We start from the raw sequence: 15,079 nt of genomic DNA, 5'->3' as shown, positions 1-15,079 counted from the left end.
CTCGGGGGGCCGGCATGGAGCGCTTCCTATAATCCGCGCCGACTTACAGGGCATCCATGACTTCCTCGGCCACCAACTCCTCTTCCCTTTCCGCCGACGAGCTCATGGCGCAGGAGATGCAGACCGTCGACGCCGTCATCGTCGAGCGGTTGCGCTCCGACGTGGCGCTGATCAACCAGATCGCGCACTACATCATCAGCGCCGGGGGCAAGCGCATCCGACCGCGCCTGGTACTGCTGCTGGCACGCGCGCTGGGCTTCAAAGGTCCCGAGCGCTTCACGCTGGCGGCCATCGTCGAGTTCATCCACACCGCCACGCTGCTGCACGACGACGTGGTGGACGAATCGTCGCTGCGCCGCGGCCGCCAGACGGCCAATGCGCTGTTCGGCAATGCCGCCAGCGTGCTGGTGGGCGACTTCCTGTACTCGCGTGCCTTCCAGATGATGGTGTCCGTCAACCGCATGCGCGTGCTCGACGTGCTGGCCGACGCCACCAACGTCATTGCCGAAGGCGAAGTGCTGCAATTGATGAACATGCACGACCCCGATCTGGCGATCGAGGACTACCTGCGCGTCATCCGCTACAAGACCGCCAAGCTGTTCGAAGCCAGCGCGCGGCTGGGCGCCGTGCTGGCCGAGGCCGACCCCGACACCGAGGAGCACTGCGCCGACTACGGCCGCTCGCTGGGCACGGCGTTCCAACTCGTGGACGACCTGCTCGACTACCAGGGCGACACCCAGGAACTGGGCAAGAACGTCGGCGACGACCTGCGCGAGGGCAAGCCCACGCTGCCGTTGCTCATCGCCATGGCGCGCGGCACCGAGCAGGAACGGCTGACCATCCGCCGCGCCATCGAGCACGGCGAGGTCGAGAAACTGCCCGAGATCGTGCAGATCGTGCAGCGCACCGGTGCGCTGGAAGCCACGCGCGAGGCCGCGCGTGCCCAGGCCGACCAAGCTCGCAAGAGCCTCGAAGGACTGCCGGACTCTGAAGCCAAAAAATCTCTGCTAGAATTTTGTTCTCGCTCGGTGGACAGATCTTTCTGAAAAATCTGCTACAGTAGCGAAAGTTGATGCAGACAGCTTGCTAAAGCTGATGCAGTCAAGACGGGGTGTAGCTTAGCCTGGTAGAGCGCTACGTTCGGGACGTAGAGGCCGGAGGTTCGAATCCTCTCACCCCGACCAGGATTTCCTTGGACCCTCAAGGTCGCGCAAAGCTCCGCTCGTCGGAGCTTTGTCGTTTCTGGCCTTGCCGATGGCCATTCCGGCACCGCACAGCGACCGGCACGGGCTTTTGTCTCAGACCGCCTTCAACGACACCGGCCCGCAATCGCGCGCCCAGCGCCGCGCCGGGCGCGACGTCCATTGGGGCTGCTGCCCGTAGCCTTGGCGGCAACGCGTGGAGCAACATCCAGTTACTCCCTCATTGCCGGACGTCCTGCCTTGAACAGCGCCTTCCTTGCCGCCAGCCCCCTGGCGCTGCCCGACTCGCTCACCGGTGCTGCGCGCGTGCTGGTGCACGCCGGCAGGCTCGACGCCGACACGGCGCTGCGGCTGGCACAGTCGGCGCGCGAGCGGCAGCGCGGCTTCGCGCAGGCGGTGGTTGAAGCGGGAGCGCTGTCCGCCTCGGAACTGGCCCACACGCTGGCGCGCGCGCTGGCCGTGCCGCTGCTGGACCTCGACGCCTTCGACCCGCGCGCGCTGCCGCGCGGGCTGCTCGACGCGCCGCTGGCGCGCCGCCACCAGGTGGTCGTGCTGGGCCGGCGCAGCGGGCGGCTGTTCATCGGCGGCGCCGATCCCACCGACCAGCTCGCCGCCGAGCGCATCCGCTTCGCCACGCAACTCACGCCCGAGTGGATCGTGGTCGAGCAGGACAAGCTCGCGCGGCTGCTCGACGCGGGCACGGCCGAGCCGCTGCCCGCGCCGCCCGGCGGCACCGACTTCCGCTTCGACCTCGCCGACGACGGCGCGGGCCCGCCGACGGCGGCGGAGTCGGCGCAGGTCGCGTCCGAGGTGGAGGACGCGCCCGTGGTGCGCTTCCTGCAGAAGATGCTCATCGACGCCGTCAATGCCCGCGCCTCGGACCTGCACTTCGAGCCTTACGAGACGCACTACCGGGTGCGCTTTCGGATCGATGGCGAGCTGCGCGAGGTGGTGCAGCCGCCGCTGCCCATCAAGGACAAGCTGGCCTCGCGCATCAAGGTCATCAGCCGCCTGGACATCGCCGAGAAGCGCGTGCCCCAGGACGGGCGCATGCAGCTCACGCTGGGCGCGCGCGCCATCGACTTCCGCGTCAGCACGCTGCCCACGCTGTTCGGCGAGAAGATCGTCATCCGCATCCTCGACGCCTCCAACGCCCGGCTGGGCATCGACGCGCTGGGCTACGAGCCCGATGAAAAGGCGCGGCTGCTGCACGCCATCCAGCGCCCCTACGGCATGGTGCTCGTCACCGGGCCGACCGGGTCGGGCAAGACGGTGTCGCTCTACACCTGCCTGAACCTGCTCAACCGCCCGGGCGTGAACATCTCCACCGTGGAAGACCCGGCCGAGATCCGGCTCCCGGGCATCAACCAGGTGGACGTCAACGAGAAGGCCGGGCTGACCTTCTCCACCGCGCTGCGCGCCTTCCTGCGCCAGGACCCGGACGTGATCATGGTCGGCGAGATCCGCGACCTGGAGACCGCCGACATCGCCATGAAGGCGGCGCAGACCGGGCATCTGGTGCTGTCCACGCTGCACACCAACGACGCGCCCGCCACGCTCACGCGGCTGCTGCACATGGGCGTGGCGCCCTTCAACGTCGCCGCCAGCGTGCTGCTGATCACGGCGCAACGCCTGGCGCGCCGGCTGTGCGAGCAGTGCAAGGCGCCAGCCGACTATCCCGAGGACGCGCTGCGGCGCGCGGGCTTCACTGACGCGGAGCTCGACGGCGGCTGGCGCCCGTACCGGGCCGTGGGCTGTGCCGCCTGCAACAATGGCTACAAGGGCCGCGTCGGGCTGTACCAGGTGATGCCGGTGAGCGAGGCGCTGCAGCGGCTGATCCTGGCCCAGGGCACGGCGCTGGACATCGCGCAGCAGGCGCGCCGCGAGGGCGTGCGCGACCTGCGCCAGGCCGGGCTGGTCAAGGTGCGCGCCGGGGTGACGTCGCTGGAGGAAGTCATCACCGTCACCAACGAGTGAAGACGGGGCTGGTTGCGCGCGCAGCGACGCCTGCCCACGACGATTGCGGGAGGGCTCTCATGGCAGGCATGGCAGGCAGGACCGCGGCGGCACGCGCCCGGGAATTCCTCTTTGAATGGGAGGGCCGCGACCGCCAGGGAAAGCCCGTGCGCGGCGAGCTGCGCTCGGCCGGCGAGGCGGCGGTGGGCGCACACCTGCGCCGCCAGGGCGTCACGGTGCTGCGGCTCAGGAAGCGCCGGCTGCCCGTCGGGTGCGCCATCCGACGCAAGGACGTCGCGCTCTTCACGCGCCAGCTCGCCACGCTGCTGCGCGCGGGCGTGCCGCTGCTGCGGGCCTTCGACATCGTGGGCCGCGGCAGCGCCAATCCGCGCCTGGCGCGGCTGCTGCAGGCAGTGCGCGCCGACGTCGAGACCGGCACCAGCCTGTCGGCGGCGCTGCGCCGGCATCCGCGCCATTTCAGCGCGCTCTACTGCAACACGGTGCAGGCAGGCGAGAGCGGCGGCGTGCTGGAGCCGATGCTGGAGCGGCTGGCGCAGCACGAGGAGAAGGCGCTGGCGCTGCAGGCGCGCATCCGCTCCGCGCTGTTCTACCCGGTGACGGTGCTGGCGGTGTCGGCAGTGGTGCTGGCGCTGATCCTGGTGCTGGTCATTCCCTCGTTCACCGACGTCTTCAGATCCTTCGGCGCCGACCTGCCCGCGCCGACGCGCTTCGTGATCGCGCTGTCGGGCTGGTTCGTGGCCTGGTGGCCATGGCTGCTGGGCGCGCTGGCCGGCAGCGCCTGGGCCGCCGCCGCGGCGTGGCGCCGCTCGCAGCGGCTGCGCGACGCGGCGCAGGCCGCGCTCCTGAAACTGCCGCTTTTCGGCGAGCTGGTGTTCAAGGCGGTGCTGGCGCGCTGGACGCGCACGCTGTGCACCCTGTTTGCCGCCGGCATTCCGCTGGTGGAGGCGCTGCCTTCCGCCGGCGCGGCCGCCGGCAACGCGGTGGTGGCGCGCGCCACGGCCCAGGTGCGCAAGGACGTGGCCTCGGGCATGGCGCTGAGCGCCGCGCTGCAGGCCGCGGGCGTCTTTCCGGCGCTGCTGCTGCAGCTCACCGCCATCGGCGAGGAGTCCGGCGCGCTCGACGCCATGCTGGCCAAGGCGGCCGAGTTCTACGAGACGGAAGTCGACGAGACCGCGCGCGGGCTCACCAGCCTGATGGAGCCGGCGGTGATCGTGGTGCTGGGCTCGCTCATCGGCGGCATCGTCGTGTCCATGTACCTGCCCGTGTTCAAGCTGGGAGCCATCGTCTGATCGACTTCGCTTTTCTGCAGCCGCTGCTGCACCCGCTGCCGCTGGCCCTGCTGGGGCTGTGCATCGGCAGCTTCCTCAACGTGGTCGTGCACCGGCTGCCGCGCATGCTGGAGCGCCAGTGGTGGCAGGACGTGGCCGAGCAGCTCGGCGATGCCGACTCGCACGCGCGCACGCTGGGCCGCGCGCCCGCACCGCTGCTGGCCGACAGCGCCGGCGCGCTGCGCCAGGCGCTGGACGCGCTGCCCGCGCTGACGCTGTCGCGCCCGCGCTCGCGCTGCCCGCATTGCGCCGCGCCCATTGCCTGGCACGACAACCTGCCGCTGCTGGGCTGGCTCAAGCGGCGTGGGCGCTGCGCGGCCTGCGGCGCGCGCATCGCGCTGCGCTACCCGCTGGTCGAAGGCGGCACGGCGCTGCTTTTCGCCGCGATCGGCGCGCATTTCGAAGGACAGGCCGTGGCGCTGCTGTGGTGCGCGGTGGCGGCCGCGCTGCTGGCCGCGGCGCTGATCGACTGGGACACCACGCTGCTGCCCGACGCGCTGACGCTGCCGCTGCTGTGGGCGGGCCTGGTGGCCGCGGCGCTGGGCTGGACGGCGCTGCCGCTGAGTCAATCGCTGTGGGGCGCGGTGGCCGGGTACCTGTCGCTGTGGTCGGTGTACTGGATCTTCAAGCTGGCCACCGGCAAAGAAGGCATGGGCTACGGCGACTTCAAGCTCATGGCGGCGCTGGGCGCCTGGTTCGGCGCGTGGATGATCATCCCGATGCTGCTGCTGGCCTCGCTGCTGGGCGCGGTGGTAGGCATCGGCATGAAGCTCAACCACTCGTTGCGCGAGGGCCGCTACGTGCCCTTCGGCCCGTTCCTGGCCGGCGCGGGGCTGATGGCGATGCTCGCCGGCGCGCGCACCATGCAGGGCTGGATCGGCTGGACCTTCTGACTGCTTCGGACATGAGCCTGGATACCCCCCTGACAAACGGCGCCACGGCCGCCGCGCCGCTGCGCATCGGCCTGACTGGCGGCATCGGCAGCGGCAAGAGCACGGTGGCGGCGCTGCTGGCCGGCCTCGGCGCGGTGGTGATCGACACCGACGCCATCTCGCGCGCGCTCACCGCGCCCGGCGGCGCGGCGCTGCCCGCCATCGCCGCGCTGTTCGGCTCGCAGGCGATCGGCGCCGACGGCGCGCTCGACCGCGCCTGGATGCGCCAGCGCGTCTTCGCCGACGCGGCGGCGCGCCAGCAACTCGAAGGCATCCTGCACCCGATGATCCAGGCCGAGACGCAGCGCCGCAGCGACGCCGCCGGCGCCGCGCCGCGCGTCTTCGACGTGCCGCTGCTGGCCGAGTCGCTGCACTGGCGCGCGCGCGTGCAGCGTGTGCTGGTGGTGGACTGCAGCGAGGACACGCAGGTGCGGCGCGTGATGCAGCGCTCGCAGTGGAGCGAGGACACGGTGCGCCGCGTCATCGCGCAGCAGGCGCCGCGCGCGCGGCGCCGCGCCATCGCCGACGCCGTCCTCTTCAACGAGGGGCTGTCGCTGGAAGGGCTCGGCGCCGAGGTCGAGACCCTCTGGCGCGGATGGTGCCCGACCGCGTGAAAGAATTCGCGCCCCGCTGACGGCCCTCCGAAAGCCCTGGCCCCGCCGCCCGCGCGGCACCCGGCCGACAGCTTCCTCTCCTCTTCACCCTTCCCCCGTCTTGCGCGCCGCCGCCGGCGCCTCCATCTCCGGTGCCATGACCGCTCCCCGACTCGTTCCCTGCCCGCACTGTGGCCAGCCCGCGGCCTTCGAGCCGTCGAACCGCTGGCGCCCGTTCTGCAGTCAGCGCTGCCGCGAGATCGACCTCGGCGCCTGGGCGCGCGAGGACTACCGCGTCCCGGATCGCGGCCGCGGCGGCTCGCAAGCCGACACGCCCGACGACCCGCAGGATTTCCCGCACTGACGCACCGCACCCCTTGAAGCTGGAACGTCCATCCCTATAATCCGTTTCGCTAGCACTCGCCGCCGGTGAGTGCTAACAGCCGGTGGATGGCTCAGGACAGCGCCGGCTGCGATTTTCGAGGTACGCCCGGTGGCGTGCTTTTTCACCTCCCAAAGCGAACCAAGGAGAAGCAATGAAACTTCGTCCGTTGCATGACCGCGTGATCGTCAAGCGTCTCGAAAATGAAACCCGCACGGCCTCGGGCATCGTGATCCCCGACAACGCCGCGGAAAAGCCCGACCAGGGCGAGGTGCTGGCCGTGGGTCCGGGCAAGCGCAACGACAAGGGCGAGTTCGTGGCCCTGAACATCAAGGTCGGCGACCGCGTGCTGTTCGGCAAGTACAGCGGCCAGACCGTCAAGGTTGACGGCGACGAGCTGCTGGTGATGCGCGAGGAAGACCTCTTCGCCGTGGTCGAGAAGTAATCGCTTCTTCCATTCCCCTACACCGAATCCACTGAATCCGGAGAATTCCAATGGCAGCTAAAGACGTCGTGTTCGGCGGTGAAGCCCGTGCCCGCATGGTCGAGGGCGTGAACGTCCTGGCCAACGCCGTGAAGGTCACCCTGGGTCCCAAGGGCCGCAACGTGGTGCTGGAGCGCTCGTTCGGCGCCCCCACGGTCACCAAGGACGGCGTGTCCGTGGCCAAGGAAATCGAGCTCAAGGACAAGCTCCAGAACATGGGCGCGCAGATGGTCAAGGAAGTCGCTTCCAAGACCAGCGACAACGCCGGTGACGGCACCACCACCGCCACCGTGCTGGCCCAGGCCATCGTGCGCGAAGGCATGAAGTACGTGGCCGCGGGCATGAACCCGATGGACCTCAAGCGCGGCATCGACCGCGCCGTGCTGGCCCTGGTCGAGCAGCTCAAGGCCGCTTCCAAGGCCACCACGACCTCCAAGGAGATCGCCCAGGTCGGCGCCATCTCCGCCAACTCCGACGAGTCGATCGGCCAGATCATCGCCTCGGCCATGGACAAGGTCGGCAAGGAAGGCGTGATCACGGTCGAGGACGGCAAGAGCCTGGACAACGAGCTCGACGTCGTCGAGGGCATGCAGTTCGACCGCGGCTACCTGTCGCCCTACTTCATCAACAACCCCGAAAAGCAGGCGGCGATCCTCGAGAACCCGTTCGTGCTGCTGTTCGACAAGAAGATCAGCAACATCCGCGACCTGCTGCCCACGCTGGAGCAGGTGGCCAAGGCCGGCCGTCCGCTGCTGATCATCGCCGAGGAAGTTGAAGGCGAGGCCCTGGCCACGCTGGTGGTCAACACCATCCGCGGCATCCTGAAGGTCGTGGCCGTCAAGGCCCCGGGCTTCGGCGACCGCCGCAAGGCCATGCTGGAAGACATCGCCATCCTGACCGGTGGCAAGGTCATCGCCGAGGAAGTCGGCCTGACGCTGGAGAAGGTCACGCTGGCCGACCTGGGCCAGGCCAAGCGCGTCGAAGTGGGCAAGGAAAACACCACCATCATCGACGGCGCCGGCGCTGCCGCGGACATCGAAGCCCGCGTCAAGCAGATCCGCATCCAGATCGAGGAAGCCACCAGCGACTACGACCGCGAGAAGCTGCAGGAGCGCGTGGCCAAGCTGGCCGGCGGCGTGGCCGTCATCAAGGTCGGTGCCGCCACCGAAGTCGAGATGAAGGAGAAGAAGGCCCGCGTGGAAGACGCGCTGCACGCCACCCGTGCCGCCGTCGAAGAGGGCATCGTCGCCGGCGGCGGCGTGGCCCTGCTGCGCGCGCGCCAGGCTGCCGGCGAGATCAAGGGCGACAACGCCGACCAGGACGCCGGCATCAAGCTGGTCCTGAAGGCGATCGAAGCCCCGCTGCGCGAGATCGTGTCCAACGCCGGCGGCGAGCCGAGCGTGGTCGTGAACGCCGTGCTGGCCGGTTCCGGCAACTACGGCTTCAATGCCGCCAACGACACCTACGGCGACATGATCGAGATGGGCATCCTGGACCCGACCAAGGTGACCCGCACCGCGCTGCAGAACGCCGCTTCCGTGGCGTCGCTGATGCTGACCACCGAAGCCATGGTCGCCGAGGCCCCCAAGGAAGACGCCCCGGCCATGCCCGGCGGCGGCATGGGCGGCATGGGCGGCATGGGCATGGACATGTAATGTCCCCGGCCCTGTAGCCCTACAGAGCTCCAGAACGAAAAGCCCGCGGCGCAAGCCGCGGGCTTTTTTCATGGTCGCAGCCGGTGCCGTGCGGTGCGCGGGCGGCGTGCCCCTTCAGTCAGTCAGCGGACCTGGGCGTAGCGTCGGCGTCGGCGTCGTCCTCGTCGCCTTCTGCCGGCGCGGGCTCCACCGGCTCCGGCGCTTCCACCCGCACGTGCTCGCTGATCCAGGTGCGCAGCGCCAGCGCCGCGTCGCCCACGCCGGACTTCTTCAGCGCCGAGAACAGCAGCACGCCGATGTCGGCCTCGTCGGTGCTGAGCTCGCCCAGCACTTCCGAGGCGGCGCGCAGCGAGGCGTCGGCCTCCTTGCGCGAGAGCTTGTCGGCCTTGGTCAGCAGCACCAGCAGCTTGACCTCGCCGGTCTGCACGCGCGGCGCGATGAAGCCCAGCAGCTGCCGGTCCAGGTCGGTGAATCCGAGGCGCGAATCCACCATCAGCACCACGCCGGCGAGGTTGCGGCGCACTTCCAGGTAGTCGGCCATCACCTGCTGCCAGCGCAGCTTGGCGCTGCGCTCCACGGCCGCGTAGCCGTAGCCGGGCAGGTCGGCGAAGAGCGCGTCGGGCGCGTCCTTGGGGCCGAGGTGGAACAGGTTGATGTGCTGCGTGCGCCCGGGCGTCTTGGAGGCGAAGGCCAGGCGCTTCTGCTGCGCCAGCGTGTTGATCGCCGTGGACTTGCCGGCGTTGCTGCGGCCGACGAAGGCGACTTCGGGCAGCTCCGTCACCGGCAGCTGGTCAAGCTTGCTCGCCGTGGTCAGGAAGCGGGCGGTGTGGGTCCAAGCCAGTGAAGACTTGGCATCCGGCTCAGCCGGTGTAAGGGACGCGTACATGGGGCATTGTAAAATCTTGCGGTTTGTCCCCATTGCCCCTCACCGCGTTTTTGCGTCCACCAGGCAGCCCAATCATGAAGTCGATCATCGCCCGCACCCTTCAGACGGCGTTTGCGCCGGCCCTTGCGCTCGCCCTGGCGGCGCCCGCTTTCGCCGCTCAGCCGGCCGCCCCGGCCAAGCCGGACCTGGCCAAGGGCCAGGCCACGGCCCAGGTCTGCGCCGCCTGCCACACCGCCGACGGCACGCGCGGCATCCCGGCCAACCCGATCCTGCAGGGCCAGCATCCGGAATACCTGGTCAAGCAGTTGCAGGAGTTCAAGGCCGGCAAGCGCCAGAACCCGATCATGCAGGGCATGGCCGCGGCGCTGAGCGAGGAGGACATGCGCAACGTCGCTGCCTTCTACGCCAGCAAGCAGCCCGAGCCCGGCGCCGCCACCGACAAGGACCTGGTGCTGCTGGGCGAGAAGATCTACCGCGGCGGCATCGCCGAGCGCAACGTGCCGGCCTGCGCCGGCTGCCACGCCCCCAGCGGCGCCGGCATCCCCGCGCAGTACCCGCGCCTGTCGGGCCAGCACGCCGAGTACACCGTGGCGCAGCTCAACGCCTTCCGCGCCGGCACCCGCGCCAACAGCACGCAGATGACGGGCGTGGCCGCCAAGATGAACGACCGCGAGATCAAGGCCGTGTCCGACTACATTGCCGGCCTGCGCTGAAGCGCAGCCCGCCAGCGGCGTTTTTCTCGCCCTCAGTAGTAACCCCAAGGCCGGCCTCGTACCGGCCTTTTTCAATGGTGCCGCGCCCGCCCTTCGCGCTTGACCGTTGTCAAGCGGGGTAGATGCGCGGACCCGGACAATCCTGCGATGACCGTTTCCGCCCCCGCCGCGCGCGAGCCCCGGCAGCACCTGCGCGACACCCTGGAACTGGTGTCGTCGATGCGCTTTGCCATCGCGCTGCTGACCGTGATCTGCATCGCCTCGGTGATCGGCACCGTGGTCAAGCAGCACGAGCCGATCAACAACTACGTCAACCAGTTCGGCCCGTTCTGGGCCGAGGTGTTCGGCGCCGTGAACCTCTACAGCGTCTACAGCGCCTGGTGGTTCCTGCTGATCCTGGGCTTCCTGGTGCTCTCCACCAGCCTGTGCATCGCGCGCAACACGCCGCGCTTCCTGGCCGACATGCGCTCGTTCAAGGAGAACGTGCGCGAGTCGGCCCTGAAGGCGTTCCACCACAAGGCGCAGGGCGTGCTGCCCGGCGAGGCGCCGCAGGCCAGCCTGGCGCGCGTCACCGCGCTGCTGGCGGGCAACGGCTGGAAGGCCAGGGTGCAGCAGCGCGAGGGCGGCACCATGGTCGCCGCGCGCAAGGGCGCGGCCAACAAGCTCGGCTACATCGCCGCGCACTCGGCCATCGTGCTGATCTGCCTGGGCGGCCTCTTCGACGGCGACCTGATCGTGCGCGCGCAGATGCTGCTGCTGGACAAGACGCCCTACAACGGCGGCGGCCTGATCCGCGAAGTCCCGGCCGAGCACCGCCTCGCCGCCACCAACCCCACCTTCCGCGGCAACCTGCTGGTGCCCGAAGGCGCGCGCGCCGGCACCGCGGTGCTCAACATGTCCGACGGCGTGGTGCTGCAGGACCTGCCCTTCGACATCGAGCTCAAGAAGTTCATCGTCGAGTACTACGACACGGGCATGCCCAAGCTCTTCGCCAGCGAGATCGTGATCCACGACCACGCCACCGGCGAGGCCCGGCCCGCCACCGTCAAGGTCAACGAGCCCGCCTTCCACCGCGGCATCGCCATCTACCAGAGCAGCTTCGACGACGGCGGCTCGAAGTTGAAGCTCAACGCCGTGCCGATGAAGCCGGGCGTCAAGCCCTTCACCGTGGCCGGCCAGATCGGCGACAACTCCACGCTGGAGCCCGCCGGCCAGCCCTACACGCTGGAGCTCACGGGGCTGCGCGTGATCAACGTCGAGAACCTCGGCGGCACCAGCGCCAACGGCGCCGGCGCCAGTGGCGCCGACGTGCGCAAGGTGGACCTGGTGAGCTCGCTGCAGCAGCACCTGGGCTCGGGCGCCAAGTCGGCCCAGGGCGAGAAGGAGCTGCGCAACATCGGCCCCTCGGTGAGCTACAAGCTGCGCGACGCCAGCGGCCAGGCGCGCGAGTTCAACAACTACATGGTGCCCGTGGAGCTCGACGGCCAGCGCGTGCTGCTCGCCGGCGTGCGCGACAACCCCAACGAGACCTTCCGCTACCTGCGCATTCCCGTGGACGAGCAGGACCGCGTCGACGGCTGGCTGCGGATGCGCGAGGCGCTGCTGGACCCGGTGACGCGCACCCAGGCCGCGCGCCGCTACGCCAAGCTGGCCTCCCCCGCCGACAACCCGCAGCTGACGGAGCAGCTGCAGGTCACGGCCATGCGCGCGCTGGGCCTGTTTGCCGGCGTCGAGCGCGCCGAGCCGGTGGCGCCGGCGGGCGCGGCTGCCAGTGGCGCGGATGCCGCTACCCCCGCCGCCCAGCCGCCCGGCGGCCTGGCCTCGCTGGGGCGCTTCATCGAGACCAGCGTGCCCGAGAACGACCGCGCGCGCGTGTCGGAAGTGCTGCTGCGCATCCTCAACGGCAGCCTGTTCGAGCTGCTCAACCTCAGCCGCGAGCGCGCCGGGCTGCAGCCGCTGGCCTCCGACGAGAAGGCGCAGACCTTCATGACGCAGGCCGTGGTGTCGCTGTCGGACAGTTTCTTCTACCCTGCGCCGGTGCTGCTGCAGCTCACCGAGTTCGAGCAGGTGCAGGCCAGCGTGTTCCAGCTGGCGCGCGCGCCGGGCAAGAAGCTCGTCTACCTCGGCGCAATCCTGCTGATCCTGGGCGTGTTCGCGATGCTCTACGTGCGGGAACGCCGGCTGTGGATCTGGGTCGAAGCGCACGGCCAGGGCGCGCGCATCACCACCGCCCTGTCCACCACGCGGCGCACGCTGGACGCCGACACCGAATTCGAGCTGCTCAAGAAGGCCATCCTGAAGGACGCTGCCGCATGAACACTGCCACCTCCACGGGCACCGCCCCGGGCACCACCGCCCCTTCGGGCATTCCCACCACCACCTTCACGCTCGGCCGCGCGCACCCGCTGGCCGGGCGCAGCCTCTACGACTGGCTGTTCGCGCTGCTGGCCGTGGCCGGCGCCGTCTTCGCCTTCATGCGCTACGGCGACGTGATGGACGTGTACGAGAAGGGCATCCTCATCGGCACCGTGCCGGCCGTGATCTGGCTGGGCTGGTTCTGGGGCCCGCTGCGCACGCTGATGCTGGGCGTCGCCGCGGCCAGCCTGCTGGCCATCGCGCTCTACAGCCGCACCCCCGACGCCTTCGGCGCCGACCTCGCCGCCGGCGAGAAGGTGTTCCTGCTCAAGTACTTCCTCTCCAGCCAGAGCGCGATCCTGTGGATGTCGGTGCTGTGCTTCATGAGCACGGTCTTCTACTGGATCGGCTTCGCCGGCCGCGGCCACGACAACGTGGCGCAGCGCCTGGGCTCGCAGATCACCTGGGCCGCGGTGTTCATGGCGCTGACCGGCACCATGGTGCGCTGGTGGGAGAGCCACCAGATCGGCGCGGGCATCGGCCACATCCCGGTGAGCAACCTCTACGAGGTGTTCGTGATGTTCGTGTGGATGACGGCGCTGTTCTACCTGTACTTCGAGCAGCACTACCGCACCCGCGCGCTGGGCGCCTTCGTGATGCTGATCGTCAGCGCCGCGGTCGGCTTCCTGCTGTGGTACACGGTGGCGCGCGAGGCGCAGCAGATCCAGCCGCTGGTGCCCGCGCTGCAGAGCTGGTGGATGAAGCTGCACGTGCCTGCCAACTTCATCGGCTACGGCACCTTCGCGCTGGCGGCCATGGTGGCCTTCGCCTACCTGCTCAAGCAGCAGGCCACCGAGACGGCCTGGTGGAAGCTGTTGCCGCTGGCGCTGCTGGGCCTGGTGCTGTGCTTCGAGCCGATGGTGTTCCGCCAGGGCGCGCAGGAAGCCGGCGCCAGCTTCTGGCTCATGTACTTCGGCGTCAGCACGCTGATCGTGGGCGGCATCCTGGCCGGGCGCCGCGCCATTGCCGAGAAGCTGCCCGCGCTGGAGCTGCTCGACGACATCATGTACAAGGCCATCGCCGTCGGCTTCGCCTTCTTCACCATCGCCACCATCCTGGGCGCGTTCTGGGCCGCCGAGGCCTGGGGCGGCTACTGGAGCTGGGACCCGAAGGAGACGTGGGCGCTGATCGTCTGGCTCAACTACGCCGCCTGGCTGCACATGCGGCTCATGAAGGGCCTGCGCGGCACGATGTCGGCCTGGTGGGCGCTGGCCGGCCTGGTGGTCACGACCTTCGCCTTCCTGGGCGTGAACATGTTCCTCTCCGGCCTGCACTCCTACGGCGAGCTGTGAGCGCCCCCGCACGGCTGCTCCGAAGGGGGCGATCCGTCCCGCTTGGCGGGACCGCGCGTAGCGCGAGGGTGCCCCAATGAGCGGCACGATGCTGCCCTGACAAGTCAACGGCGCCCCTCGCGGGCGCCGTTTTCGTTTCCGGCAGGTAAAGCGCCGGGCGCATCCAGGAACTTCCCCGGGGCGTAAAAAGTCTGTCGAATGACCTCCGGAGAACATCACATGCACCCGCTCAAGGACCGCGGTTTCGTCCACCCCGTCGCTTCCGAGATCACGCCGCAGGCGGTCTACGAACAGCGCCGCCGGCTGCTGCAGACCGTGGCCGCCGGCGCCGCCGGCAGCGTGCTCGCCGCCTGGGCCGCGCGCGACGCCCGTGCCGCCTTCGCCGGCCCCGGCAAGCTGCCCAAGCTCTCCGCCGCGGCGTCCACCGTCGCCGGTGCCGCCACCATGGAGAAGGTGACCGACTACCAGGACGCCACCACCTACAACAACTTCTACGAGTTCGGCACCGACAAGGCCGACCCCGCGGCCAATGCCGGCAAGCTCAAGACGCGGCCCTGGACCGTGGCCATCGAGGGTCACGTCGCCAAGCCGCAGACGCTCGACATCGAGCAGCTCTTGAAACTCGCGCCGATGGAGGAGCGCATCTACCGCCTGCGCTGCGTCGAGGGCTGGTCGATGGTGATCCCGTGGATCGGCTTCTCGCTGTCCGAGGTCATCAAGCGCGTCGAGCCCACCGGCAATGCGAAGTACGTCGAGTTCGTGACCCTGGCCGACCCGAAGCAGATGCCCTATGTCGGCTCGCGCGTGCTGGAGTGGCCCTACGTCGAAGGCCTGCGCATGGACGAGGCCATGCACCCGCTGACCATGCTCGTGTTCGGCATGTACGGTGAGGTGCTGCCCAACCAGAACGGCGCCCCGCTGCGCCTGGCCGTGCCCTGGAAGTACGGCTTCAAAAGCGGCAAGTCGATTGTGAAAATCCGGTTCGTCGAGCAGCAGCCGCGCACGGCTTGGGTGAAGTCGGCGGCGCAGGAATACGGCTTCTATTCCAACGTCAATCCCAGCGTGGACCATCCACGCTGGAGCCAGGCCACCGAGCGGCGCATCGGCGAGGGCGGCCTGTTTGCCAAGAAGCGCCCCACGCTGATGTTCAACGGCTACGAGGCGCAGGTCGGCCAGCTCTACGCCGGCATGGACCTGAAGAAGAACTACTGAGGGATCGA

Annotated in this window: 13 protein-coding genes and 1 tRNA gene; 13 read left to right on the top strand and 1 reads right to left on the bottom strand. The window is 69.5% G+C overall.

Annotated features, from left to right (window positions below):
* Window positions 1–56 precede the first annotated feature (56 nt).
* From ispB to groL, 9 genes are all read left to right on the top strand, one after another.
* Window positions 57–1,046 carry an octaprenyl diphosphate synthase gene (gene ispB, locus FJ694_RS00730; RefSeq protein WP_232539828.1) on the top strand — a complete coding sequence of 330 codons (990 nt, stop codon included), beginning with the start codon at window positions 57–59 and terminating at the stop codon, window positions 1,044–1,046.
* Window positions 1,047–1,107: 61 nt separating this feature from the next.
* Window positions 1,108–1,184: transfer RNA gene (locus tag FJ694_RS00725), tRNA-Pro, on the top strand.
* 258 nt (window positions 1,185–1,442) lie between these two features.
* A complete protein-coding gene (gene pilB / locus FJ694_RS00720; RefSeq protein WP_157263500.1) occupies window positions 1,443–3,179 on the top strand; it encodes a type IV-A pilus assembly ATPase PilB in 1,737 nt (578 codons plus the stop codon).
* Between the two features lie 59 nt (window positions 3,180–3,238).
* On the top strand, window positions 3,239–4,468 hold the full coding sequence (locus FJ694_RS00715; RefSeq protein WP_375140184.1) for a type II secretion system F family protein: 1,230 nt from the start codon (window positions 3,239–3,241) through the stop codon (window positions 4,466–4,468).
* Window positions 4,469–4,482: 14 nt separating this feature from the next.
* Window positions 4,483–5,400 carry a prepilin peptidase gene (locus tag FJ694_RS00710; RefSeq protein WP_310735025.1) on the top strand — a complete coding sequence of 306 codons (918 nt, stop codon included), beginning with the start codon at window positions 4,483–4,485 and terminating at the stop codon, window positions 5,398–5,400.
* An 11-nt stretch (window positions 5,401–5,411) separates the two neighbouring features.
* Window positions 5,412–6,053, top strand: a complete 642-nt coding sequence (gene coaE, locus FJ694_RS00705; protein ID WP_157263499.1) for a dephospho-CoA kinase — start codon at window positions 5,412–5,414, stop codon at window positions 6,051–6,053.
* A gap of 136 nt (window positions 6,054–6,189) precedes the next feature.
* A complete protein-coding gene (locus FJ694_RS00700) occupies window positions 6,190–6,396 on the top strand; it encodes a DNA gyrase inhibitor YacG (RefSeq protein ID WP_157263498.1) in 207 nt (68 codons plus the stop codon).
* Between the two features lie 172 nt (window positions 6,397–6,568).
* Entirely contained in the window at window positions 6,569–6,859 is a 291-nt protein-coding gene (groES, locus tag FJ694_RS00695; RefSeq protein WP_028996473.1) for a co-chaperone GroES, read from the top strand.
* A gap of 50 nt (window positions 6,860–6,909) precedes the next feature.
* A complete protein-coding gene (gene groL, locus FJ694_RS00690) occupies window positions 6,910–8,553 on the top strand; it encodes a chaperonin GroEL (protein WP_157263497.1) in 1,644 nt (547 codons plus the stop codon).
* A 118-nt stretch (window positions 8,554–8,671) separates the two neighbouring features.
* Here groL and yihA read toward each other — a convergent pair whose 3' ends face one another.
* Window positions 8,672–9,439: a ribosome biogenesis GTP-binding protein YihA/YsxC gene (gene yihA / locus FJ694_RS00685; protein ID WP_157263496.1), complete on the bottom strand. Its 768-nt coding sequence runs from the start codon at window positions 9,437–9,439 to the stop codon at window positions 8,672–8,674.
* Between the two features lie 74 nt (window positions 9,440–9,513).
* Here yihA and FJ694_RS00680 point away from each other — a divergent pair, with 74 nt between their 5' ends.
* The 4 genes from FJ694_RS00680 to msrP all read left to right on the top strand — a co-directional run bounded on the left by FJ694_RS00680 (window position 9,514) and on the right by msrP (window position 15,071).
* On the top strand, window positions 9,514–10,152 hold the full coding sequence (locus FJ694_RS00680) for a c-type cytochrome (RefSeq protein WP_157263495.1): 639 nt from the start codon (window positions 9,514–9,516) through the stop codon (window positions 10,150–10,152).
* 147 nt (window positions 10,153–10,299) lie between these two features.
* Entirely contained in the window at window positions 10,300–12,468 is a 2,169-nt protein-coding gene (locus tag FJ694_RS00675) for a cytochrome c biogenesis protein ResB (RefSeq protein WP_232539827.1), read from the top strand.
* Window positions 12,465–13,859: a c-type cytochrome biogenesis protein CcsB gene (ccsB, locus tag FJ694_RS00670; protein ID WP_157263494.1), complete on the top strand. Its 1,395-nt coding sequence runs from the start codon at window positions 12,465–12,467 to the stop codon at window positions 13,857–13,859. Before FJ694_RS00675 ends, ccsB begins: the two co-directional genes overlap by 4 nt.
* 219 nt (window positions 13,860–14,078) lie before the next feature.
* Window positions 14,079–15,071, top strand: coding sequence for a protein-methionine-sulfoxide reductase catalytic subunit MsrP (msrP, locus tag FJ694_RS00665; RefSeq protein ID WP_157263493.1), 993 nt, complete (start codon window positions 14,079–14,081; stop codon window positions 15,069–15,071).
* Window positions 15,072–15,079 lie beyond the last annotated feature (8 nt).

This window comes from Azohydromonas aeria (genome assembly GCF_009760915.1).
Lineage (GTDB): Bacteria > Pseudomonadota > Gammaproteobacteria > Burkholderiales > Burkholderiaceae_C > Azohydromonas > Azohydromonas aeria.
Note: the sequence above shows the minus strand (reverse complement) of the source record. Positions and strands in the feature narration are given on the sequence as shown.